Source organism: Caulobacter sp. GW821-FHT11E10 (genome assembly GCF_058808375.1).
The window spans coordinates 69,695-92,056 of record NZ_JBXARP010000011.1 but is presented as its reverse complement, the minus strand read 5'-3'; the positions used below and the strand labels follow the sequence as shown (position 1 = coordinate 92,056).

Below are 22,362 nucleotides of genomic sequence, written 5' to 3'. Positions count from 1 at the left end.
AGCCGCGCCATGACCCAGACCTTCGACCTGATCGTGCGCGGCGGCGAAGTGGTCAATCACGCGGGACGCGGCTTCGCCGACATCGGTGTGCGCAACGGCAAGATCGTCGCGATCGGCGATCTCTCCCAGGCTTCGGCGGGCGAGGTGTTCGACGCCACGGGCCTTACCGTCCTGCCGGGCGTGATCGACAGCCAGGTCCACTTCCGTGAGCCGGGCCTGGAGTGGAAAGAGGACCTCGAAAGCGGCTCGCGCGGCGCGGCCCTGGGCGGCGTGGTCGCCGTGTTCGAGATGCCCAACACCGAGCCGACCACCACCGACCCCGACGCCCTGGCCGACAAGCTGTCGCGCGCCAAGAACCGGATGCACACCGACCACGCCTTCTATGTCGGTGGCACCCACGAGAACGCGACCTTTCTGGGCGAGCTGGAGCGCCTGCCCGGCTGCTGCGGCATCAAGGTGTTCATGGGCGCCTCGACCGGCTCGCTGCTGGTGCAGGACGACGAGGGCGTCGAGAACGTGCTGCGCCACGTCAACCGCCGCGCGGCCTTCCACTCCGAGGACGAATACCGCCTGGCCGAGCGCCGCCACCTCGCCCGTCCCGGCGACTGGACCAGCCACCCCGAGGTGCGCGACGCCCAGGCCGCCCTGCAGTCGACCCACCGCCTGGTCCGCATCGCCAAGAACCTCGGCAAGCGCATCCACGTCCTGCACGTGACGACCAAGGAAGAGATCGACTTCCTGGCCCAGAACAAGGACGTCGCCTCGGTCGAGGTCACGCCCCAGCACCTGACCCTGGTCGCGCCCGAGGCCTATGAGCGCCTGAAGGGCTTCGCCCAGATGAACCCGCCGATCCGCTCGGCCGACCACGTGGCTGGCGTCTGGCGCGGCATCGAGGCCGGCATCGCCGACGTGCTGGGCAGCGACCACGCCCCCCACACCCGCGAGGAGAAGGCCCGGCCCTATCCGGCCTCGCCCTCGGGCATGCCCGGCGTCCAGACCCTGGTGCCGATCATGCTGACCCACGTGGTCGATGGCAGGCTTTCCCTGGAGCGCTTCGTCGACCTGACCAGCCATGGCGTGAACCGCGTGTTCGGCCTGGCCGACAAGGGCCGCATCGCCGAGGGCTTCGACGCCGACTTCACCATCGTCGACATGAAGGCCAAGCGGACCATCACCCACGACTGGATGGCCACCCGCTCGGGCTGGACTCCGTTCGACGGTTTCGAAGCCAAGGCCTGGCCGATGGCGACCATCGTGCGCGGGATCGTGGTCATGCGGGACGACGAGATCGTCGCCGAAGGGCGCGGCGAGCCGGTGCGGTTCCTGGAGACCCTGGCGGGCTGATCTGGCCGCCGAAAACTTTTTGCCAGCCCCTGTCGATTCCGGCCAAGGTCGCGCGTCTCTCCGCCAGACGGCGCGATGGGCGCCGTGTTTCGAGGAGATGGCGATGAAGTACCTGCTGCTGATCTATGGCGTCGAAGCCGAATTCGCGAAGGCCGCGGCGGCCGGGAAGATCCCGGAGATCATGGCCGGCCATGCCCAGCTTCAGGCCGAATTCGGCGCCCAGAACGTGACCTGGAGCGCCGCGCGGCTGCAGCCTGTGGCGACCGCCAGGACCCTCTTCAAGGAAGATGACGGCCACAGCGTCCACGACGGCCCGTTCGCCGAGACCAAGGAACAGCTGGGCGGTTACTACCTGATCGATGTCGCTGACATCGACGCGGCGCTCGACTGGGCGCGCAAGGTCCCCCTGACCCCCGGCGGCAAGGTCGAGGTGCGGCCGGCGATGTAAAAAATCGCGACGGACTTTGTCGAACCCGGTCCGGCCGGCGCGTCTCTCGTCCGGAAGCCAGGGCGACCTCGCCCTGGCGTGACCGAAAGAGGATCGAAGCCATGCAATACGCTCTGCTGATCTATGAGGACGAAGCCCAGTATCGCGACGAGGACGGCCGCGCCTGGAAGGCCATCATCGAGGCCCACCAGGCCTTCGCCGGCGAGTTGGCGACCAAGGGCGTCCTGCGGGGCGGGGCCGGCCTGAAGACCGCCGACACCGCCACCACGGTGCGCAAGAGCCGCGGCCAGTACGGCCTGCACGACGGTCCATTCGCCGAGTCCAAGGAGCAGTTGGGCGGCTTCTACCTGATCGAGGCCGAGGATCTCGACGCGGCCCTGGCCTGGGCCCGCAAGCTGCCGCTGGCCGGCGACGGCTCGATCGAGGTCCGGCCGATGATCGATGAGGGCTGACCAGGGGTGACGGACGCGCTCCTCGACCGGGCGGCGCGGGAGGCTGGGGGGCGAGTGATCGCCGCCCTGGCCGCCCAGTTCCGCGACCTGGACCTGGCCGAGGACGCCTTCGCCGAGGCCTGCGCGCGGGCGGCGGCGGTTTGGCCCAAGGACGGCGCCCCTCGCGATCCGGCCGCCTGGCTTTACGCCGTGGCTCGTCGGTCGGCCCTGGACGCTGTCCGACGTCGCCGCACCCGCCAGCGTCTGGTCCCCGACCCGCCCGCGCCCGAACCCTCGGCGGAGGAGCTGATGGCCAGCGACGATCGCCTGATCCCCGACGAGCGGCTGCGGCTGATCTTCGTGTGCTGTCACCCCGCCGTGGCGCCCGAGGTCCGCGCCGCCCTGACCCTGCGCCTGGTCTGCGGCCTGACCACCCCCGAGATCGCCCGCGCCTTCCTGGTCAGCGAGCCGACCCTGGCCCAGCGCCTGGTGCGGGCCAAACGCAAGATCGCCGAGGCCGGGGTGGGCTTCGAGGTCCCAGGCCCCGAAGCCTGGCCGGAGCGCCTGGGCGCGGTGCTCTCGACGCTCGAAGTCGCCTACGCCAAGGCCCATGAGGACGCGGCTGGGGCCGGGGCCCATGCCGGCTATGCCCGCGAGATGCTGGATTTGACCGCGACCCTGGTCGAGCTGCTGCCGCGCGAGCCCGAGTGTCTGGGGCTGGCGGCCCTGGTCCGTTACGCCGAGGCCCGACGGCCGGGACGCCTGGACGAGGGTGGGGCGATGGTTCCGCTGTCGGAACAGGATCCCAGCCTCTGGCGGCGGTCGCTGATCGACGAAGCCGAGATCCTGCTGCATCGGGCCGCCAAGCTGGGGCGGCCCGGCCCCCGGCAAGTGCAGGCGGCGATCCACGCCGTCTGGTGCGCGCGGCGCGGCCTGGACGAACCCGCGCCGTGGCCAGAGGTCCTGGCGCTGTACGACGCCCTACTGACCTATCGCGGCGACGCGGTGGTGCGGTTGAACCGCGCCGTCGCCCTGGCCGAGGTCGCGGGACCGGCCGCCGCCCTGGCCGAGATCGAGCGGCTCGATCCGACGACCTTCAAGGACTTCGGGCCCTATCACGCCGCGCGGGCCGATTTCCTGGCGCGGCTGGGCAGGGCGGGCGAAGCGGGCGAGGCCTACGATCTGGCCTTGGCCCTCGATCCCGGCCCGGCCGAGCGGATGTGGCTGCAACGTCGTCGCGCGGCGCTCGCGACGGATTGAACAAGCGTTGGCGGCGCGGGATAAGGGGCGATGGACGGATCGACCCCCAACACCGCCCCCTTTCGCGACGCCCGCTACGCGCCCCGCGCGCTGGAGGTCGAGCGGCGCGGCGACACGCTGATCCTGCGCAATCCCATGCCCTATTCGGACGCCGTGCGGACCACGACCGAGCCGCTGGCGCGGTGGGCTGTCGAGGCGCCGGATCGGGTCTGGCTGGCGGAGCGGACCAATGGGGAGCAGGGCGACGATTGGCGGACGGTGAGCTACGCCGAGGCCAAGACGCGGGTCGAGGCGCTGGCCGGCGGGCTCGCGGGCCTGGGTCTCGCGCGCGGCCAGCCGCTGCTGATCCTGGCCCGCAACGGTATCGACCACGCCCTGATCGCCTATGCCGCCATGAGCCTGGGCGCGCCGGCCGCGCCGGTCTCGCCGCAGTACGGCCTGAAGGGCGCGGACCTGACGCGCCTGCAGCACGCAGTCGAGCGCCTGAAGCCCGCCGTCGTCTATGCCGATGACGCCGAGGCCTTCGCCGACGCCCTGGCCGCGCCGTTCCTGGTGGGGCTGCCGGTCGTGGCGAGCCGCAATGCCCGGCCGGGCGATATCGCCTTCGAAGAGCTTCTGAAGAGCGCGCCGCTCGCGCCGCTCGCCCGGCCCGATGACGTCGCCAAGCTGCTGCTGACCTCGGGCTCGACGGGACGGCCCAAGGCGGTGGTCTGCACCCATGCCAACATCGCGCTGAACGCTGCCCAGATCGAAGCCTGCTACGCCGATCCCGAGCCGCCGGTGCTGGTCAATTCCGCGCCTTGGAGCCACAGCCTGGGCGCCAACGCCATACTGCACATGGTGCTGCACCGGGGCGGGACATTGTTCATTGACGCTGGCCAGCCGGTGGCTGGCCGTTTCGCCGAGACCGTTCGCAACCTGCGCGAAGTGGCCCCGACCTATCACAACATGGTCCCGGCGGGCTGGGCGATGTTCGTCGGCGAGCTGGAGCGCGACGAGGCCCTGGCGGCGAAGTTCTTCGAGAAGGTCCGGGTGCTGCAGTACGGCGGCGCCTCAATGGCCCAGTCGATCCTGGATCGGGTCCAGGCCGTGGCGGTGCGGACGATCGGCCAGCGGATCACCTTCGCGGCCGGCTATGGCGCGACCGAGACCGGCCCGACCGCCTGCAACATCCACTGGCTGAACGCCCGCTCGGGCATGGTCGGCCTGCCGACGCCGGGCACTTCGGTGAAGCTCGTGCCGGCGGGCGATGGCGGCAAGTTCGAGATCCGGGTGAAGGGACCCCAGGTCTCGCCCGGCTATCTGGACCAGCCTGAAGCCACCGAGCAGGCCTTTGACGAGGAGGGCTTCTACCGGCTGGGCGACGCCGCCCGGCTGGCCGACCCGGAGGACCCGGCGGCGGGCCTCGTGTTCGACGGTCGCCTGGTCGAGAACTTCAAGCTGGCCAGCGGCACCTTCGTGGCGGCCGGGGCCCTGCGGGTGGCGGCGGTGTCGGCGATCGGCGGGGTGGTCTCCGACGCGGTGGTCTGCGGCGAGGGGCAGGCGGGTGTCGGCCTGATGCTGTTCCTCGACGCCAAGGCCGCGGAACGGCTGGGCGACGCCGAGGCGGTAAAGGCGGCGGTCGTCGAGGGGCTGACGCGCCTGAATGCGACGGCCAAAGGCGGCGGCCGGATCGCCCGCGCCCTGATCCTGGACGGCGCGCCCGACGCGGCCAGCGGCGAGCTGACCGACAAGGGCTATATCAACCAGGCCATGGCCCGCGACCGACGGCCCCGGGAGCTGGAGCGCCTGTTCGCCGAGGCGCCGGACGAAGGGGTCATGCGGTTTTAGGTTCGAGCGCCTTGGCTACCCCCAGACAGATCAGCATCTGGCCGAAATAGTAGAGCCCCCAGACGCCCAGACCGACGATCAGGTTGTCGGGCAGCGGCCCCAGGCGGCCGAAGATCAGGAGGTCCGAGACCACGAACATCAGCGCTCCTACGCCGACCGTCTTCAGCGGGAAGCGGCTCATCAGCGCCGTGGCGGCCATGACGGCGAGGAACAGACTGTAGAGCGCGACCCCCGGGGCGCCGCCACGGTCGTGCGGCAGCAAGTAGGAGATCCCGACCACGACCGGGATCAGCGCCAGCGGGACGAGGGAGCCCGGCTTGCGATGGTTCAGATAAAGCGCGGTGGCGACCATGTGGCCCAGGATGAACGACACCGCGCCGATCATCAGGCCGTGGGTCTCAAGCAGAACATCGCCGCCCGCGCCGAGCGCCATCACCGCGACCAGCAGCCAGCCGTCGAGGCTCCGAGCTCGCAGCGCCGCGTGGACCGCCAGCAGCACGACGCCGGCGCCTTTCCAGACCGTCTCGATCCCGGGCGGCAAGTCGAGCTTCCAGGTCGCCACATAGCTAACGCCGGCGATCACCGACGCGATCAGTGTCCACCGCGCGGCCGCGCTCATTCCCTGCATGGAACGTTTTCCCCCGATTTTGCCGGACAGACTGCGACAGCGACCCGCTTCGACGCAATCGTGTTGAGGGCTCTCCCGAAATGTCGGTAGGAAAGGGCATAGCGGTACGGAGAAGACCATGAACGGCGCGGACGCCCTGATCACCACCTTGGCCGACAACGGCGTCACCGCCTGCTTCGCCAATCCGGGCACCAGCGAGATGCAGTTCGTCTCGGCCCTGGACCGCGAGCCACGCATGCGCTCGGTGCTCTGCCTGTTCGAGGGCGTCGCGACCGGCGCGGCCGACGGCTATGGCCGCATGACCGGCAAGCCCGCCTGCACCCTGCTGCACCTGGGGCCCGGCTACGCCAACGGGGCCGCCAATCTGCACAACGCCCGGAGGGCGTACACCCCCATCGTAAATGTCGTCGGCGACCACGCCACCTATCACCGCGGCTTCGACGCGCCGCTGAACAGCGACATCGCCGCCATGGCCGCGCCCAACGCGCTGTGGGTCAAGTCGGCCGAGTGCGCCGACAGTGTCGGGCCGCTGGCCGCCGAGGCCATCGTCGCCAGCTACGGAACGCCCGGCGGCAACGCCTGTCTCATCCTGCCCGCCGACGCCGCCTGGAACGAGGCGACCGTGAAGGGGCCCGTCGTGACGCCACCGCCTTTCGCCCAGCCCGACAAGACCGCGATCGACACCGTGGCCAAGGCCCTGGGCTTCGCCAGGAAGCCCGTGCTGCTGCTGGGTGCCGGCGCCTGTGGCGAGGCCGCCCTGGCCGCCGCCGGGCGTCTGGCCGCCCATGGCGTCCGCGTGCTGACCGACACCTTCACCGCCCGCCAGTCGCGGGGCGAGGGCCGGTTCCGTCCCGACAAGCTGCCCTATTTCGGCGAACTGGCCCTGAAGGACCTGGAGGGCGTCGACCTGATGGTGCTGGTCTCGACCCAGCGCCCGGTCGCCTTCTTCGCCTATCCCGATCGACCCAGCGTGCTGGTCCCCGAAGGCTGCTCGGTCGAGAGCCTGTGCGGACGCGAGGTCGACGCCGCGGCGGCGCTGAACGCCCTGGCCGACGCCTTGGGCGCGCCGGCGGCGGGTGCGGTCGAAGCGTATGCCGCGCCCGACGCTCCGGCCGGTCGCCTCGACGCCTGGGCCATCGGCGCCGCGGTGGCGCGACACATGCCGGCCGACACCGTCATCTCGGATGACGCGGTGACCGCCGGCCTGCCGATCTTCACCCAGACCCGCGCGGCGCGGGCCCACGAGTGGCTCTCCCTGACCGGCGGCGCGATCGGCCAGGGCATCCCGCTGGCCATCGGCGCGGCCGTGGCGTGTCCTGACCGCAAGGTCCTGGCCCTGACCGGCGACGGCGCGGGCATGTACACGGTGCAGGGGCTCTGGACGATCGTCCGCGAGAAGCTGGACGTCACCGTCGTGGTCTTCGCCAACCACGCCTATCGGATCCTCGGCATCGAGCTGGGGCGCACGGGCGCCGGCAATCCGGGTCCGGCGGCCTCGAGGCTGTTGGACCTCGGCGACCCGCGCATCGATTGGGTTCAGGTGGCGCAAGGCATGGGCATGGCCGCCGAGCGCGTCGAAACCGCGGAGTCGTTCGACGACGCCTTCGCCCGGGCCATGGCGGCGCCCGGCCCACGCCTGATCGAAGCGGCGATGGGGTAATAAAAAAGCCCGCCGGGATCGCTCCCGGCGGGCTTCTTCATTCAGGTGTCAGGCTGGATCAGCCCTTGACCTTGTTGGTCGCCAGCTTGCAGCCGCCGCCGATGCCCTTGGCCTGGGCGCAGGACAGGAACTCCTTGGCGGCCGGCTTGGCGACGCCAACCGGATAGCCCAGGACCCAACCCGGCAGGCCGTCCGAGCAGGCGACTTCGACGAAGCCCTCGGTGTCGGTCGAGCCGATGATGCGGGCGTCCGAAACCTGGCACGAGGCCTTGTTGAAGCCGACCAGATCCTTGGTCAGGCGGGCGTACTGCGTGTCCTTCTTGGTGAAGCTGCAGCGGAAGCCGTTCATCTCGGACGTGAGGCAGTCATAGACCGTGCCGCCGGTGGCGGTGAATACGGCGATGGCGCCGACGTCGCTGTTCTTGCACTTCAGCTCGACGATTTCCTTCTTCGGGTCGTTGGTCGGCAGCATGCCGTACTTCTCGACGTCGCAGGGGAAGCCGGCCTTGGCGGCGAGCTTGGTGTAGAAGCCGGCCTGCTCGGTCAGAGCGGCCACGGCGTCGGTCAGGGTGCAGCCGCCGCCGACGAAGCCGGCCTGGGCGCAGGGGATGACGCGGGCGAAGGCGCTGGTGGCCGCCGTCTGCTGGTAGACGTAGCCCTTACCGTCCTGGCACGCGACTTCGTAGTAGTTGTCGTTCTTGGTGCTGAGGACGTAGCGCTTGTCCTTGATGTCGCACTTGGTGCCCGCCGCGGCGGCCGCGACGTTCAGCGTGTTGACCACCTGCAGCTGGGTTTCGCGGTTGGTCAGCTTGCAGCTGACATTGCCGCCTTCTTCGTACAGCAGGCAGCTGTTCACGGTGACGTCGCCGTTGAGGTTCATCGGGGCGACGGTCTGGACCACGTAGCCGGCGCCGCCCTTACAGGCGACTTCGAAGTACGAGTTCTTGGCGCCGGAGCCGATGGCGCGCGCGTTCTCGACGTCGCAGGTCACGCCGCCCTTTTTGACGAACGGGACCAGGGCCGCGTTCGAATTGGCGTTGCCCGGCAGGACGCAGGCGAGGCCGCCCTTCTTGCCGTCGGCCAGCGGCGTGCTCGACTCGAGGCAGGTGAAGACCTGCGGCGCCACGTCCTTCTTGGCGATGAGCGCGAAGCCCATGCCCTCGTTACAGGCGACTTCGTAGTAGCGAGCGGCGGCCTTCTTGTCCTCGCCGATGAAGCGAGCGTCCGAAACCGTGCAGCCCGCGCCGCTGGCTTGGATGAGCGCCGGGGCTTCCTTCATACCCGTTTCGCGCGCCTTGGCGTCGACGGCGGGCTTGCCCTTCTCTTCCTTCTGCGCCGAAATGACAGCGGCAGGGGTCAGAATGGCGAGCGCGAGTGCGGCCGTCAGTCCGATCGCAAAAGGCCTCATGGGTCATATCTCCTGGGTGGATTTCCTCGCGCGGACATAAGCGCGTGCTTGCATCAGGGGTCAAGATACCGTCCGACCTGGGCGCGATGATGACTGGGTCTGGACGCAAAAAATGGGTCAAATCAAGGGCGAGCGCCGGTTGAACGGGGCCTGAGGGAAACGGAATGCGCGACGGATTCGAAGACGAAGCGGTGGGCGAGCCGAAAAAGGGACGGCTGGTCTACCCGTTCGAGACCGCGCCGGAGCCGGGCTCGGGCGAGGCGGTCGAGGTCGCGCCGGGCGTCCTCTGGCTGCGGATGCCGCTGGGCGGCTCGCTGCAGTTCATCAATGTCTGGGCGATCGCCGACGGCGAGGGCTGGGCCGTGGTCGACACGGGCGTTCAGACCCGCGAGACCAGCCAGGCGTGGCGCAACGCCTTCGCCGGCGCCCTCGGCGGCAAGCCGATCACCCGGGTGATCTGCACGCACCTTCATCCCGACCATGTCGGCCTGGCTGGCTGGATGACGCGCAAGTTCGACTGCCGGCTCTGGATGACCCGGCTGGAATACTTCCAGTGCCGCATGCTGGTGGCCGACACCGGCCGCGAGGCGCCCGAGGACGGGGTGAAGTTCTTCCACGCCGCCGGCTGGGACGAGGACGCCATCGAGAACTACAAGGCCCGCTTCGGGGGCTTCGGCAAGGCGATCTACGCCCTGCCAGACAGCTATCGCCGGCTGTCGGACGGCGAGGATTTCGAGATCGGCGGCAAGACCTGGCGGGTGGTGACGGGGCAGGGGCACTCGCCGGACCATGCCTGCCTGTGGTGCCCGGAACTGAACCTGCTGATCTCCGGCGATCAGGTGCTGCCGCGCATCTCGTCGAACGTCTCGGTGTTCCCGACCGAGCCGGACGCCGATCCGTTGAGCGACTGGCTGCGGTCGTTGGCCAAGGTGAAGGCGACCGTGCCCGACGAGGTGATCGTGCTGCCGGCCCACAACGATCCGTTCGAGGGGCTGCACACCCGGATCGACGGCCTGATCTCTGGGCACGAGCGAGGGCTCGCGCGCCTGGAAAAGAAGCTGGCCGAGCCCAAGCGGGTGGTCGACACTTTCGGGGCCTTGTTCGCCCGGCAGATCGGCGCTGACCTTCTGGGCATGGCCACGGGCGAGGCGTTGGCGCACCTCAATTGCCTGATCGGCCGGGGTCGCGTGCGGCGTGAACTCGATGGCGAGGGCGTGGCCTGGTACGCGGCGATTTCCAGCGCCGATTAATTTTAGCCAAGCCTAAAAACGGCCGTTTGACATTTCGCATGTGAAATATAGGCTGGCTAACATGTCCGTGCCCGCCGACCGCCGCCTCATCTTCCTGCTCAACGCCGGCCATCGGCGCGTCCAGCGCTGGATCGAAGGCAAGATGGCCGCCAAGGGCGGGCTGACCGCAGCCCAGTCGGGCGTGCTGTTCTATCTCGGCGACAAGGACGGGGCGCTGATCGGCGAGGCCGCCGACGCCCTGGACCTGGCGCCCTCGGCCATGACCGGCCTGATCGACCGCATGACCAAGACCGAGCTGGTCGAGCGTCGCGCCGACCCCAAGGATGGCCGGGCCATGCGCCTGCACCTGACCGACAAGGGCCGCGCCGCCCGCGAGCACGCGAAGGCGGGCCTCGACGGCATCAACGCCCACCTGACCGAGGGTTTCACGGACGACGAGATTTGCGTGGTCGCGCGCTGGCTCTCCAGCCTGCAGACCAAGTTGCCCAAGGGAGATCCCCAATGACCGACCACATCAAGGTCGAGATCGACGCCGGCGTGATGACCCTCACCATGGCGCGACCGGAGAAGAAGAACGCCCTGTCCAACGCCATGTACGGCGTGCTGGCCGACAGCCTGGAAGCGGCCGAGAACGACCCGGCGATCCGCGTCGTGGTCTTCCAGGCCGACGGCGACAGCTTCACGGCCGGCAACGACCTGCAGGATTTCGCCGCCCAGGCCACCGGCGCCTTCACGGGCGAACGCCACGTGGGCCGGTTCCTCAAGGCCCTGGCCAACGCGACCCGGCCGCTGGTCGCGGCCGTTCAGGGCCAGGCCGTGGGCGTGGGCACGACCATGCTGCTGCACTGCGATCTGGTGTTCGTGACGCCGGACGCGCGCCTGACCGTCCCTTTCGTCAATCTGGCCCTGGTGCCGGAGGCCGCCTCCAGCTGGCTGTTGCCGGCCCGTATCGGCCACGCCCGCGCCTACGCCATGTTCGCCCTGGGCGAAGCCATTGACGGCGGCACGGCGGTGGCCTGGGGCATCGCCAACGGCTCGGTCGAGCTCGGCGACCTGCGCGCCCGCGCCCGCGCCGCCGCCGACCAGTTGGCCACGCGCCCCCTGGGCGCCCTGACCGTCACCAAGCGCCTGATGCGCGACGCCGAGAAGATCGCCGCCCTGATGGACACCGAGGGCGCCGAGTTCGCCGCCCGTCTGCAGACCGCCGAGGCCCGCGAGGCCTTCATGGCCTTCGCCGAGCGTCGCGCGCCCGACTTCAGCAAGGTCGGCTAAGCCGTGCTGGCGGCTCTGCTGATCGCCGGGGTCCTGTTCGTCCTGGCGGCCGTCCACCTCTATTGGGGTTTCGGCGGACGTTGGCCGGGGCATGACGAGACCTCGATGGTCGAGCGCGTCGTGGGCCGCACGCGCGGCATGAAGGCGCCGAGCCTGGCGGCCAGCGCCGCGGTCGCCCTGGCCCTGGCGGTCGGCGGCGGTCTCGTCCTGGCGACGATCTTTCCGCCGACGCCGTTCGAGCCCTGGCTGAGGGTCGCGCGTTGGGCCCTGTTCGCGGTCTTCGCCGGGCGAGGCGTGGCGACCTATGTCCCCGCCGCCTTCCGCTATGCCGAGGGCACGCCGTTCTGGCGGCTCAATCGCCGCGCCTACGGCCCGCTGTGCCTGGCCATCGCCTTGGGAATTCTCGCCATCCAGCTGTAGCGTTCCGGACAAGAAGACTACGAGGGAGGAACATCATGAGCGATCGCATAACCTCGCCCTTCGGGGCGAAGTCGACGGCGCGCGAGGTCGTCGCCGGCCATGACCTGTCGGGCAAGGTCGCCATCGTCACGGGCGCGGCCACCGGCATCGGCGTCGAGACGGCGCGCGCCTTGGCCGAGGCCGGCGCGGAGGTGATCATCGCCGCCCGCAAGCCGGAGCTCGGCGAGGAGATCGCCAACGAGATCAATCTCGGCGTCGGAATGAAGCGGGTCAGCTTCGCCATGCTCGACCTCTCCAGCTTCGATTCGATCCGCCACTTCGCCCACGTCTGGGGCGACCGGCCGATCAATCTTCTGATCAACAACGCCGGCGTCATGGCCTGTCCGCTGGCCCGCACGGCCGATGGTCTCGAGATGCAGATCGGCACCAACCACTTCGGTCATTTCCTGCTGTCGGCGCTGCTGGCTCCCAACCTGGTCGCCGGCGCCAAGGCTTCCGGCAAGATCTCGCGGCTGGTGTCGCTGTCCTCGATCGGCCACCGCCGTTCGGGCGTGAATTTCGACGACCCGAACTACAACGAGCGGCCCTACGACAAGTGGGAGAGCTACGGTCAGGCCAAGACCGCCAACAGCCTGTTCGCGGTCGGCTTCGACAAGCGCTTCAAAGACCAGGGCGTGCGCGCCAACGCCGTCATGCCCGGCGGCATCATGACCCCGCTGCAGCGACACATGAGCCTGGACGAGCAGCGGGCCATGGGCTGGCTGGACGAGAACGACAAGCCGCGCGAGGGCTTCAAGACCACCGAGCAGGGCGCGGCCACCAGCGTCTGGGCCGCCGTCGGCGATGAGCTGGAGGGCGTGGGCGGGCTCTATCTGGAGGACTGCAACCAGGCCGTCCCGTGGAGCCAGGAGCGTCCCTGGAACGGCGTCATGCCCCACGCGCTCGACCCCGAGGCGGCCGACCGTCTGTGGGAGCTGTCGGTGAAGACGACCGGAGCCGGCGCCTGATGCGGGGTCGTTCCGTCCTGCGTCTCGCGGGGCTCGCCACGATCATCGGCGCGGCCATCGACATCGTCGCTCCGTTCCTGATCTATCCGCGCCTCGTCCAGCCGTGGCCGCACCTCGTTTACGTGATCATCGACCTGCTGTTGCTGTTCGGCATGCTGGGCGTCTGGTCGGCGAGCCGTCGCACGGCTGGCGTACTGGGGCTTGTCGGCTTCGCCCTGGCCGTGCTGGGCGTGATGCTGGTCCGGACTTCGTCAGCCCAGATCTTCGGCGAGGCCTCGTACATGATCGCCTCCAGCGTCTGGTCGATCGGCATGGTGATCTGGAGCCTGGACCTGCTACGGGCCAAGGTTTTCCGGATCTCCGCCGGCCTCTGGATCGCGGCGCTCGTGATCGGCCTTGTCGGCGTCGCACTGAAGGATCACGGTCCCGTCGCGCACGTGGCGAAGATGAGCTTCATCGCCGCCTTTGTCTGCGCCGGCATTGGCCTGATCAAAGCGCGTGGAGAACCGGCATGAGCCTCAAGGGTAAAACGCTATTCGTCACCGGCGCCTCGCGCGGCATCGGCCTGGCCATCGCCCTGCGCGCCGCGCGCGACGGGGCCAATATCGTCATCGCCGCCAAGACGGCCGAGGCCCATCCCAAGCTGCCCGGCACCATCTTCAGCGCCGCAGCCGAGATCGAAGCGGCGGGAGGCCAGGCCCTGCCGCTGGTCGTCGACGTGCGGGAGGGGGCCAGTGTCCAGGAGGCGGTCGACAAGGCGGTGGCCCAGTTCGGCGGCATCGACATCTGCGTGAACAACGCCTCAGCCATCTCGCTGACCGGAACCCTGTCCACCGACATGAAGCGCTACGACCTGATGCATCAGGTGAACACACGCGGCACGTTCCTGACCTCGAAGGCCTGCATCCCGCACCTGAAGAGGGCCGAGAACCCGCACGTCCTGATGCTGTCGCCGCCGCTGGACATGTCGCCGCGCTGGTTCGGCTCGCACGTGGCCTACACCATGGCCAAGTTCGGCATGTCGATGTGCGTGCTCGGCATGGCCGAGGAGTTCAAGTCCGACGGGATCGCCTTCAACGCCCTTTGGCCGCGTACCGGCATCGCCACCGCCGCCATCCAGTTCGCCCTGACCGGCGAGGAGGGCCTGCGCCAATGCCGTACGGTCGAGATCATGGCCGACGCGGCCCATGCGATCTTCAACAAGCCGTCGCGGGAATTCAGCGGCAATTTCCTGATCGACGATACGTTCCTCTACGGCGAGGGCGTCCGCGACTTCGACCGGTACAGGGTCGATCCGGCCGCGACCCTGATGCCGGACTTCTTCGTGCCCGAGAGCAGCCAGCCGCCGCCGGGGGTGAAGATCGGGTGACGCCCTGCGTCCTTCGAGGCGCGCTCACGAGCGCGCACCTCAGGATGAGGAAGGCTGTACTGCGTCCCTCATCCTGAGGTGTGAGGCGAAGCCGAGCCTCGAAGGACGCACGGGGCTACCGCTTCTTCTTCGCCGCCCCCTTGCGGGCCGCCACCTCCAGCGATTTCCGCGACCACTCTAGCAGGATGTCCTGGTCGTCCAGGGCCTCGGCCGGCGCGGACCAGTAGGCCATCGGCTTGCCTTCGCCGAACGGGTCGAAGGCGTGCGAGCCGGCGGCCTCGAACTCCGGCCTCAACGCGTCATCACCCTTCAGGTAGAGAACGTCGTCGTCGATCAGGGCGAAGAACAGGCCATTCGCATAGAGGCCGACTCCGCCGAACATCCGGCGCGCGCTGACCTGGCCCAGGGGCGCCAGCTGTTCCAGAACGAAGTCCCGATAGTCCGCAGAGACCGCCATGCCCGTTTCCATCCGCTCCGCCACGCCCGCCGACGCGGGGCTGATCCACCAGTTCATCCTCGATCTGGCCGACTATGAGAAGCTGCTGGATACGGTCCAGGCAACGGAGGCCGACACGGCCGCCGCCTTGTTTGGCGACAATCCGCGCGCCTTCGCCGATATCGCCGAGGTCAACGGCGAACCGGTGGGCTTCTCCCTGTGGTTCTACAACTACTCGACCTTCGTCGGCCGGCACGGGATCTGGCTGGAGGACCTGTTCGTCCGGCCGTCGGCGCGCGGCTCGGGGGCGGGCAAGGCGCTGCTGGCCAATCTGGCCAAGCGCTGCGTCGACGAGAACCTCGGCCGCCTGGAGTGGTCGGTCCTGGACTGGAACGCGCCGTCGATCGCCTTCTATGACAGCCTGGGGGCGGCCTCGATGGACCAGTGGCTGATCCGCCGGCTGACGGGTGATGGGATCCGCAAGCTGGCGGGTTCTTGAGGCCCTGCGTCCTTCGAGGCCCGCTTAGGAGCGGGCGCCTCAGGATGAGGAATTCAGTACAGCGTTCCTCATCCTGAGGTGCGAGGCGAAGCCGAGCCTCGAAGGACGCACTACTCCAGCCGGTCGGCCTTGCGCAGGTCCGGGAACAGGAAGGCCCAGAGCGCCGTCACGGCCATGGCCCCGACCCCGCCGAACACCGCCGCGCCGATGGGTCCCAGCAGCCAGGCCGCCGCGCCGCTCTCGACCTCGCCCAGCTCGTTGGAGGCGCTGATGAACACGCCCGAGACCGCGGCGACGCGGCCGCGCATCGCGTCGGGCGTGACGATCTGGACCAGGGTCTGGCGGACATAGACCGACAGCATGTCGGCGCCGCCGAGGACGGCCAAGGCCACGACCGACAGCCAGACCAGCTTCGACAGGCCGAACACCACCGTGGCCAGGCCGAATACCGCGACACCCGCGAACATGATGCGGCCGGCGTGGCGGCGGATCGGGCTGCTGGCCAGGTAGATCCCGACCACGGTCGCCCCGATCGCCGGCGCGGCGCGCAGCAGGCCAAAGCCTCCGGGCCCGATGTGCAGCACATCCTTGGCGAACACCGGCAGCAGCGCCGTGGCGCCGCCCAGGATCACGGCGAACAGGTCGAGCGAGATCGAGCCGAAGACGATCTTGTTGTTCCAGACGTAGGACAGGCCCTCCTTGATCAGCTCGACGCGTGAACCGGGCTGGGTTTCGGGCCTGGTCGGCTTGCGGATCGACAGGGCCAAGAGGGCCGCCGAGAGGTAGAGGACAAACGCGGCGCCGAAGGCCAGGCCGGGGGAATGGATCAGCAGCAGGCCGCCGATGGCCGGGCCGACGATCGAACCGGCCTGCCAGGACAGCGACTGCCAGGCGATGGCGCGCGGCAGCAGCGGGCGCGGCACCAGCATCGGCCCCATGGCGCTGCTGGCGGGCGAGAGGAAGGCGCGGCTGGCGCCGAACAGCACCGAGATCGCGAAGATCGGCCACAGCTGATGCGAACCCATCAGGGCCAGGGTCAGCAGGACGGCGGCGCTGACCGCGTCGAGGGCCAGGGTGGTGGCGACGATCAGCTTGCGGGTCCGGCGGTCGGCCGTCTCGCCGGCGATCAGGGTCAGCAGGAACAGCGGCAGGAACTGCGCCAGGCCGATCATGCTGACCAGGAAGGCCGATTCCCCGACCGAGCGGGTCAGGCGGGCGATGGCGTAGACCTGCCAGCCCAGGGCCACCGACTGGATCTGCACGCCCAGGGTGGAGACGAACCGCGCCGCCCAGAAGAGGAGGAAGTCACGTTCCCGCAACAGGGCGCGGGTAGAGGTGTCGGGGGCGGGGTCTTCGGCGGGCTCGGACATTGGGTCGCAACATAGGGCGCTCCTGCCGCACCGCAACGTTATTGACCTGAGAAAGGCTTGGCCCTACAGCGCGCCCATCCTTTGGAGGTTTGGGCGATGCGACGCCTGCGACGAATGACGCGCGAACGCGCCACGATCTGACGCCCTCCCGCGCCTTCGCGTCGGGAGCCCCCGACGTTCTTTCGCATTTCCCGAAGGCCGATGACCTCTGTTCCCAAGACCCTTCCCGAGCCCGCCTATCCGCCGCTGGTCCACGAGACCCCGGCGATGGAGGCCGCTGTCACCGCCCTGATCGACCGGGCGTTCGGCCCGGGCCGCTTCGCCAAGTCGTCCGAGCGCCTGCGCGAGGGCAACACCCTGCTGCATGACTGCTCGTTCGTCTCCATGCGCGCCGGCGCGCCGGTCGGCTGCGTGCGCATGTGGCCAGTGACGATCGGCGGCGAGCCGGTGGCGTTCCTGGGGCCGCTGGCGGTGGATTCCAACGAGCGCAGCGCGGGCCTGGGCCAGGCCCTGGTCGAGGCCGCCTGCGAAGCCGCTCGCGCCGCCGGCTGGCGCGCGGTGCTGCTGGTCGGCGATGGCCCCTATTTCGGACGGGTCGGCTTCACCAACGCCCATACGGCTGGCGTCGTCATGCCGGGTCCGGTGGATCAGCGCCGCGTGCTGCTGCTGCCGTTGAAGGCGGCTGGGGACGAGGGCCTGTCGGGTCTCGTGGCGATCGATCCGCGCGCTTGAGCCGGCTCTCGCTTGAGCCAGCGGGCCCAACGGCCTAACTGATCAATGATGACCGACGCGCCCAAACCCGGACTGGAAGGCGTAGCCCAGGCCGCCAAGGTGGCGGGCGAGCGCGGCCTGCCGCCGGTGCATCTGTGGAACCCGGCCCACTGCGGCGAGATCGACATCCGCATCCGCAAGGACGGAGTCTGGTTCCACGAGGGTACGCCGATCGGCCGTGAGGCCCTGGTGCGCCTGTTCTCGACCGTGCTGCGCCTCGATCCGGACGGCTATCACCTGGTCACGCCGGTCGAGAAGATGAAGATCACCGTCGAGGACGCGCCCTTCATCGCCACCCGCGTCGACCGTGAGGGTGAGGCGCTGATCTTCCAGACTAATGTCGGCGACACGGTCGCGGCGGGTCCGGAGAACAGGATCCGTGTCGAGATCGATCCGGAAACCGGTGAGCCGCGCCCCTATGTCCATGTCCGTCGGGGCCTGGAGGCGTTGATCGCGCGCCCTGTGTTCTACGAACTGGCCGAGATGGCGACGGAGGCGGATGGCGTCTGGGGCGTGACCTCGAACGGCGCCTTCTTCCCGATCGCTCCGCCCGGGGCGACCTTGGCATGACGCCCACGGACTTGAAGCGCGAAGAGCGCCGCGCCTGGATCACCAGCCGCCTGCATCCGATCTCGGACTACGATCCCAGCCTGGCCAATCCCAAGAAGTCGGACTTCGACCTCAATCCGGGCCTGAGGGCTGACAATCCGCACGCCCTGCGTCCGGCCGCCGTGCTGGTCGGGCTGGTCGAGCACGAGGACGGCCTGACAGTGCTCCTGACCCGCCGCTCCGACACCCTGCGCAGCCATACGGGCCAGATCGCCTTCCCCGGCGGCCGCTGCGATCCGGGCGAGACGCCCTGGGGCACGGCCTTGCGCGAGGCCCAGGAAGAGGTGGCGCTGGATCCGGCCTTGGTCACGGTCGCGGGCCTGCTGCACGGCTACCAGACGGTGACGGGCTTCCACGTCACGCCGGTGGTCGGCTTCATCGACCCGAAGGCGACCTTCGTGGCCAGCCCCGAGGAAGTGGCCGACGTCTTCGAGACGCCGTTCGAGTTCCTGATGGATCCGGTCAATCACCAGCGTCAGCATCGCGAGACCCCGGCCGGGGAGCGTCGGCATTTCTACGCCATGCCCTGGAACGACCGCTTCATCTGGGGCGCGACGGCGGGGATGCTGCGGTCGCTTTACGAGGCGCTTTACGACGAAGTCGGCTCGCAACCCTCCGAATAGGGTGTTTCGTGACTGGTGACGCGGGCGTCATCTATCCTAACTATGTCGCCCCTTGATGAGTTGGGTTCTGGAGTCGGGCGTTTTGAGCACTGGATCGATCGGCCCCGCGCCGTGGATGACGCTTCCGGAGACCAAGGCGGTGATCGCCGCCTTGGAAGCGCGTGGCCGCGAAGGCTGCGCCCGCTTCGTCGGCGGCTGCGTGCGCAACACCCTGATGGGCAAGCCGATCGACGACATCGACATCGCCACCACCCTGACGCCCGACCTGATCATCGAGGCCCTGGAGCAGGCCGGCCTGCGCGCCATCCCGACCGGCGTCGACCACGGCACCATCACGGCGCTGTCGGGCGGCAAGCCCTATGAGATCACCACCCTGCGCAAGGACGTCTCGACCGACGGCCGCCGGGCGGTGGTGGCCTTCACCCAGGACTGGGTCCAGGACGCCGAGCGTCGCGACTTCCGCTTCAACGCCCTCTATGCCGACATCGAGGGCCGGCTCTACGATCCGACGGGTCACGGCGTCAAAGACGCCCGCGACGGCAAGGTGGTGTTCGTCGGCGATCCGATGACCCGCATCCGCGAGGACTATCTGCGCATCCTGCGCTTCTTCCGGTTCCAGGCCTGGTACGGCAAGGGCGAGGCCGACCAGAAGGCCCTGGCCGCCTGCAAGGCGCTGAAGGGCATGGTCTCGGGCCGCGCCGCCGAGCGCACCCAGAAGGAGCTGATGAAGATGCTGGCCGCGGACGATCCGCGCCCGGCCTTCCGCCTGATGGCCGCCACCAGCGTGCTGTCCTCGATCCTGCCGTCGGTGAAGTCGCTGGCCCGCTTCGAGTCCCTGGTCGCCATCGAGACCGAGCAATTGTTCGAGAACGACCCGGTCCTGCGCCTGGCCGCCCTGATCCCGGACGACACCAAGGTCGCCGAGCAGGTGGCCGAACGCCTGCGCCTGCCGAACAACCACCGTGACCGGATCGTCGAGGCGGTCGGCAAGAATCCGCGTGTCGTCTCGTGGATGAGCCCGCGCGAGGCCCGCCGCGCCGTCTACGGCCTGGGCGTCAGCGCCTTCTGCGACCGGATCAAGCTGGCCTGGGCCGGCTCGGGCCGCGCCTCGACCGCGCCGCAGTGGCGGGCCCTGCTGGCCCTGGCCGAAACCTGGACGCCGCCGGCCTTCCCGCTGTCGGGCGAGGAGATCATGAAGGCGGGCGTGCCCAAGGGGCCGCTGGTCGGAGAGGTGAGGCGCGAGGTCGAGCTCTGGTGGATTGACCAGGACTTCATCGAGGACAAGTTCAGCGCTATCGAACGCCTGAAGGCCGTCGCCCAGGGGATGGTCTACTAGGTGCCCGTGCTGCTGTTGTTCGGAGGCGTGTCTTGAAGATCGGCCTGCTCGAGACCGGCAATCCGCCGGGCGACCTCGCGGAGACATACGGCAGCTATGCCGCGATGTTCGAGGATCTGCTGGGACCCGAACACAGCTACCGCGTCTACGACGTCCAGAAGGGCGAGCTGCCGGCCGATCCGGACGAGAACGACGCCTATCTCATCACGGGATCCGCGGCCGGGGTCTATGACCCGCTGCCGTGGATCGAGCCGCTGAAGGCCTTCCTGCGCCAGGCCAAGGGCGAGACGCCGCTGGTCGGGGTGTGTTTCGGCCACCAGATCATGGCCGAGGCGTTCGGCGGCAAGGTCATCAAGTCCGACAAGGGCTGGGGCGTGGGCCTGCAGGCCTATGCGGTTTCCGAGCGCGAGCCCTGGATGGACGACGCCGGCCATGTGGCCGTGCCGGGCTCGCACCAGGACCAGGTGGTGGAGCTGCCCTCCGGGGCGCGGGTCCTGGCGGGCAGCGCGTTCACGCCCTATGGCGTCCTGGCCTATGACGACGCCAAGGCCATCTCGATGCAGTTCCACCCGGAATTCACCCCGGCCTATGCCAAGGCGCTGATCGAGGCGCGGCGCGGAACCCGCTTCACCGACGAACAGGCCGATGCGGCGATCGCCAGCCTGAGCGCCGAGAACGACCGCGCGCGGATGGCGCAATGGATCGGCCGGTTCCTGGCTCAGGAGACGGGCCAGGAAACCTAGGATCAAGCTGAAGCGTTCCTGTCGGGACTTTCCCGAGGAACGCCCATGCGTATCGCCCCAACCCGTTTCGTGACTGGCGTGATCCTGGCCGGAACCTTGGCCGCCGCCGGCGCGGTCGTCGCCAGCGTCCAGGCCGCCCCTGAGACCGCCAAGTCGGCGCCGGTCGCGCTGAAAACCGCCGCCAGCTTCCAGTCGATCGCGGATCCGGCCGCGCGCTCGGTCGCCCTGTTCCAGGAAGCGGGCAAGGTGATCCAGAGCCCGCGCTGCATGAACTGCCACCCGGTTCAGCGCGCCCCGACGCAGGGGAACGGCCTGCGCCCGCACAATCCGCCGATGGTGGCCGGCGACAGCGGCCACGGTCCGGCCGGCATGCCGTGCTTCTCGTGCCATGGCCCGGCCAACGTCCCGACCTGGGGTCAGGACATCAAGAGCATCCCCGGCGATCCGAAATGGGCCCTGGCCCCGGCCGAGATGGCCTGGCAGGGCAAGTCGCTGGGCGCGATCTGCGGCCAGATCAAGAACCCGGCGACCAATGGCGGCAAGTCGATGGCCGAGCTGCACCACCACATGGCCCAGGATCACTTGGTCGGCTGGGCCTGGAACCCCGGCGCGGGCCGCGCCGCCGCGCCCGGCACGCAGGCTCAGTTCGGCGAGCTGATCAAGGCGTGGATCGACACCGGAGCCAAGTGCCCGAAGGCCTAGCTGATCCCTAGGGCCACTTCACCGTCGGCGGCATCGAGCTGAGGATCGACTCGACATTGCCGCCGGTCTTCAGGCCGAACATCGTGCCGCGGTCGTAGAGCAGGTTGAACTCGACGTAGCGGCCGCGCTGAACCAGCTGCTGCTCGCGTTCGTCGGCCGTCCAGGCCTCGCCCATGCGGCGGCGGACGAGGTCGGGATAGACCTCCAGGAACGCCCGGCCGACGTCCTGGGTGAAGGCGAAGTCCCGCTCCCAGTCACCGCTGTCGTGATGGTCGTAGAAGATGCCGCCGACGCCGCGCGGCTCGTTCCTGTGGGGCAGGAAGAAGTACTCGTCGCACCAGGCCTTGTACTTGGCGTGCCAGGCCGGATCGTACTTGTCGCAGGCGCGCTGGTAGGCGGCGTGGAAGTCGATCGCGTCCGGGAAGTCCTGGCTGCGCTGGTAGCCGAGCAGGGGCGTCAGGTCGCCGCCGCCGCCGAACCAGCTCTTGGTCGTGGCGATGAAGCGGGTGTTCATGTGCACGGCCGGCACGCGCGGATTGGTCATGTGCGCGATCAGGCTGACGCCCGTGGCGAAGAACCGGGGATCCTCGGCCGCGCCGGGCACGGTCTTGGCCATTTCTGGCGTGAAGGTCCCGTGCACCGTCGAGACATGGACGCCGACCTTCTCGAACAGCCGGCCGTGCATCATGCCCATGACGCCGCCGCCGCCGGCCGGACGGTCCCAGGGCTTCCTCTCGAAGCGGCCGGGCTGGCCCGGATAGAGGTCGGCCGGGGCCTCGTCCTCCAGGCGCTCGAACGCGGCGCAGATCTGGTCGCGCAGGCTTTCGAACCAGGTCCGGGCGCGGGCCTTCTTGGTGTCGAGCGCTTGGGTGTCGAGGTCTTGATCGGTGCTCATGCCTGCCGATTAATCCCCCGCGCGCCCGCGTGCAAATAGGGTCGCGCGCCT

At 69.3% G+C, this 22,362-nt stretch carries 26 protein-coding genes and 2 pseudogenes; 21 read left to right on the top strand and 7 right to left on the bottom strand.

The window, feature by feature from the left end; genetic code table 11:
- The first annotated feature begins 9 nt into the window (after nt 1-9).
- The 5 genes from AC1RRV_RS21990 to AC1RRV_RS21970 all read left to right on the top strand — a co-directional run bounded on the left by AC1RRV_RS21990 (nt 10) and on the right by AC1RRV_RS21970 (nt 5,313).
- Entirely contained in the window at nt 10-1,344 is a 1,335-nt protein-coding gene (locus tag AC1RRV_RS21990; protein WP_492861781.1) for a dihydroorotase, read from the top strand.
- 103 nt (nt 1,345-1,447) lie between these two features.
- Complete coding sequence (locus tag AC1RRV_RS21985) at nt 1,448-1,792, top strand: YciI family protein (protein WP_492861780.1); 345 nt, start codon at nt 1,448-1,450, stop codon at nt 1,790-1,792.
- Nucleotides 1,793-1,893: 101 nt separating this feature from the next.
- On the top strand, nt 1,894-2,244 hold the full coding sequence (locus tag AC1RRV_RS21980) for a YciI family protein (RefSeq protein ID WP_492861779.1): 351 nt from the start codon (nt 1,894-1,896) through the stop codon (nt 2,242-2,244).
- Between the two features lie 6 nt (nt 2,245-2,250).
- Nucleotides 2,251-3,483, top strand: coding sequence for an RNA polymerase sigma factor (locus AC1RRV_RS21975; protein ID WP_492861778.1), 1,233 nt, complete (start codon nt 2,251-2,253; stop codon nt 3,481-3,483).
- A gap of 30 nt (nt 3,484-3,513) precedes the next feature.
- On the top strand, nt 3,514-5,313 hold the full coding sequence (locus AC1RRV_RS21970; RefSeq protein ID WP_492861777.1) for a feruloyl-CoA synthase: 1,800 nt from the start codon (nt 3,514-3,516) through the stop codon (nt 5,311-5,313).
- Here the strand turns inward: AC1RRV_RS21970 and AC1RRV_RS21965 are convergent.
- Nucleotides 5,300-5,941 carry a lysoplasmalogenase gene (locus tag AC1RRV_RS21965; RefSeq protein ID WP_492861776.1) on the bottom strand — a complete coding sequence of 214 codons (642 nt, stop codon included), beginning with the start codon at nt 5,939-5,941 and terminating at the stop codon, nt 5,300-5,302. The genes AC1RRV_RS21970 and AC1RRV_RS21965 overlap by 14 nt on opposite strands.
- A gap of 118 nt (nt 5,942-6,059) precedes the next feature.
- Here AC1RRV_RS21965 and AC1RRV_RS21960 point away from each other — a divergent pair, with 118 nt between their 5' ends.
- Nucleotides 6,060-7,601, top strand: a complete 1,542-nt coding sequence (locus tag AC1RRV_RS21960) for an acetolactate synthase large subunit (RefSeq protein ID WP_492861775.1) — start codon at nt 6,060-6,062, stop codon at nt 7,599-7,601.
- Between the two features lie 58 nt (nt 7,602-7,659).
- Here AC1RRV_RS21960 and AC1RRV_RS21955 read toward each other — a convergent pair whose 3' ends face one another.
- A complete protein-coding gene (locus AC1RRV_RS21955) occupies nt 7,660-9,009 on the bottom strand; it encodes a hypothetical protein (RefSeq protein ID WP_492861774.1) in 1,350 nt (449 codons plus the stop codon).
- Nucleotides 9,010-9,173: 164 nt separating this feature from the next.
- Here AC1RRV_RS21955 and AC1RRV_RS21950 point away from each other — a divergent pair, with 164 nt between their 5' ends.
- From AC1RRV_RS21950 to AC1RRV_RS21920, 7 genes are all read left to right on the top strand, one after another.
- Nucleotides 9,174-10,259 carry an MBL fold metallo-hydrolase gene (locus AC1RRV_RS21950; RefSeq protein ID WP_492861773.1) on the top strand — a complete coding sequence of 362 codons (1,086 nt, stop codon included), beginning with the start codon at nt 9,174-9,176 and terminating at the stop codon, nt 10,257-10,259.
- Nucleotides 10,260-10,320: 61 nt separating this feature from the next.
- The gene (locus tag AC1RRV_RS21945; RefSeq protein ID WP_492861772.1) at nt 10,321-10,764 is read left to right on the top strand and encodes a MarR family winged helix-turn-helix transcriptional regulator; all 444 of its coding nucleotides are present in this window, start codon (nt 10,321-10,323) and stop codon (nt 10,762-10,764) included.
- Complete coding sequence (locus tag AC1RRV_RS21940) at nt 10,761-11,531, top strand: enoyl-CoA hydratase (protein WP_492861771.1); 771 nt, start codon at nt 10,761-10,763, stop codon at nt 11,529-11,531. The genes AC1RRV_RS21945 and AC1RRV_RS21940 overlap by 4 nt, the downstream gene beginning before the upstream one ends.
- A gap of 3 nt (nt 11,532-11,534) precedes the next feature.
- Complete coding sequence (locus AC1RRV_RS21935) at nt 11,535-11,951, top strand: DUF3995 domain-containing protein (RefSeq protein ID WP_492861770.1); 417 nt, start codon at nt 11,535-11,537, stop codon at nt 11,949-11,951.
- Nucleotides 11,952-11,986: 35 nt separating this feature from the next.
- Entirely contained in the window at nt 11,987-12,958 is a 972-nt protein-coding gene (locus AC1RRV_RS21930) for an SDR family NAD(P)-dependent oxidoreductase (protein WP_492861769.1), read from the top strand.
- On the top strand, nt 12,958-13,473 hold the full coding sequence (locus tag AC1RRV_RS21925; RefSeq protein WP_492861768.1) for a hypothetical protein: 516 nt from the start codon (nt 12,958-12,960) through the stop codon (nt 13,471-13,473). Before AC1RRV_RS21930 ends, AC1RRV_RS21925 begins: the two co-directional genes overlap by 1 nt.
- On the top strand, nt 13,470-14,327 hold the full coding sequence (locus tag AC1RRV_RS21920) for an SDR family oxidoreductase (protein WP_492861767.1): 858 nt from the start codon (nt 13,470-13,472) through the stop codon (nt 14,325-14,327). The genes AC1RRV_RS21925 and AC1RRV_RS21920 overlap by 4 nt, the downstream gene beginning before the upstream one ends.
- Here the strand turns inward: AC1RRV_RS21920 and AC1RRV_RS21915 are convergent.
- Both AC1RRV_RS21915 and AC1RRV_RS21910 read right to left on the bottom strand, forming a co-directional pair.
- Nucleotides 14,321-14,436 (bottom strand): annotated as a pseudogene (locus AC1RRV_RS21915) (hypothetical protein); the annotation flags it as partial. The gene AC1RRV_RS21920 and the pseudogene AC1RRV_RS21915 overlap by 7 nt on opposite strands.
- A gap of 6 nt (nt 14,437-14,442) precedes the next feature.
- Nucleotides 14,443-14,796 (bottom strand): TfoX/Sxy family protein, encoded by a 354-nt coding sequence (locus AC1RRV_RS21910; protein WP_492861766.1) that lies wholly within the window; start codon nt 14,794-14,796, stop codon nt 14,443-14,445.
- Between AC1RRV_RS21910 and AC1RRV_RS21905 the strand changes: the two genes are divergently transcribed.
- Nucleotides 14,783-15,262: a GNAT family N-acetyltransferase gene (locus AC1RRV_RS21905; protein WP_492861765.1), complete on the top strand. Its 480-nt coding sequence runs from the start codon at nt 14,783-14,785 to the stop codon at nt 15,260-15,262. The genes AC1RRV_RS21910 and AC1RRV_RS21905 overlap by 14 nt on opposite strands.
- 2 nt (nt 15,263-15,264) lie before the next feature.
- On the opposite strand, the pseudogene AC1RRV_RS21900 reads toward AC1RRV_RS21905, so the two are convergent.
- Nucleotides 15,265-15,371: pseudogene (locus tag AC1RRV_RS21900) on the bottom strand (hypothetical protein); the annotation flags it as partial.
- A gap of 1 nt (nt 15,372) precedes the next feature.
- A complete protein-coding gene (locus AC1RRV_RS21895; protein ID WP_492861764.1) occupies nt 15,373-16,632 on the bottom strand; it encodes an MFS transporter in 1,260 nt (419 codons plus the stop codon).
- A 96-nt stretch (nt 16,633-16,728) separates the two neighbouring features.
- On the opposite strand from AC1RRV_RS21895, the gene AC1RRV_RS21890 reads away from it, so the two are divergent.
- The 7 genes from AC1RRV_RS21890 (at nt 16,729) to AC1RRV_RS21860 (ending at nt 21,416) form a co-directional block, all read left to right on the top strand.
- Nucleotides 16,729-16,773, top strand: coding sequence for a hypothetical protein (locus tag AC1RRV_RS21890; RefSeq protein WP_199743377.1), 45 nt, complete (start codon nt 16,729-16,731; stop codon nt 16,771-16,773).
- Nucleotides 16,774-16,833: 60 nt separating this feature from the next.
- A complete protein-coding gene (locus AC1RRV_RS21885; protein WP_492861763.1) occupies nt 16,834-17,364 on the top strand; it encodes a GNAT family N-acetyltransferase in 531 nt (176 codons plus the stop codon).
- 48 nt (nt 17,365-17,412) lie between these two features.
- A complete protein-coding gene (locus tag AC1RRV_RS21880; RefSeq protein ID WP_492861762.1) occupies nt 17,413-17,973 on the top strand; it encodes a DUF1285 domain-containing protein in 561 nt (186 codons plus the stop codon).
- A gap of 11 nt (nt 17,974-17,984) precedes the next feature.
- Nucleotides 17,985-18,635: a CoA pyrophosphatase gene (locus AC1RRV_RS21875; RefSeq protein WP_492861884.1), complete on the top strand. Its 651-nt coding sequence runs from the start codon at nt 17,985-17,987 to the stop codon at nt 18,633-18,635.
- A gap of 82 nt (nt 18,636-18,717) precedes the next feature.
- Nucleotides 18,718-19,971, top strand: a complete 1,254-nt coding sequence (locus tag AC1RRV_RS21870) for a CCA tRNA nucleotidyltransferase (protein WP_492861761.1) — start codon at nt 18,718-18,720, stop codon at nt 19,969-19,971.
- 32 nt (nt 19,972-20,003) lie between these two features.
- A complete protein-coding gene (locus AC1RRV_RS21865; RefSeq protein WP_492861760.1) occupies nt 20,004-20,714 on the top strand; it encodes a glutamine amidotransferase-related protein in 711 nt (236 codons plus the stop codon).
- A 45-nt stretch (nt 20,715-20,759) separates the two neighbouring features.
- A complete protein-coding gene (locus AC1RRV_RS21860; protein ID WP_492861759.1) occupies nt 20,760-21,416 on the top strand; it encodes an Isoquinoline 1-oxidoreductase subunit in 657 nt (218 codons plus the stop codon).
- Nucleotides 21,417-21,423: 7 nt separating this feature from the next.
- Here AC1RRV_RS21860 and hemF read toward each other — a convergent pair whose 3' ends face one another.
- Nucleotides 21,424-22,311 carry an oxygen-dependent coproporphyrinogen oxidase gene (gene hemF, locus AC1RRV_RS21855; RefSeq protein ID WP_492861758.1) on the bottom strand — a complete coding sequence of 296 codons (888 nt, stop codon included), beginning with the start codon at nt 22,309-22,311 and terminating at the stop codon, nt 21,424-21,426.
- Nucleotides 22,312-22,362 lie beyond the last annotated feature (51 nt).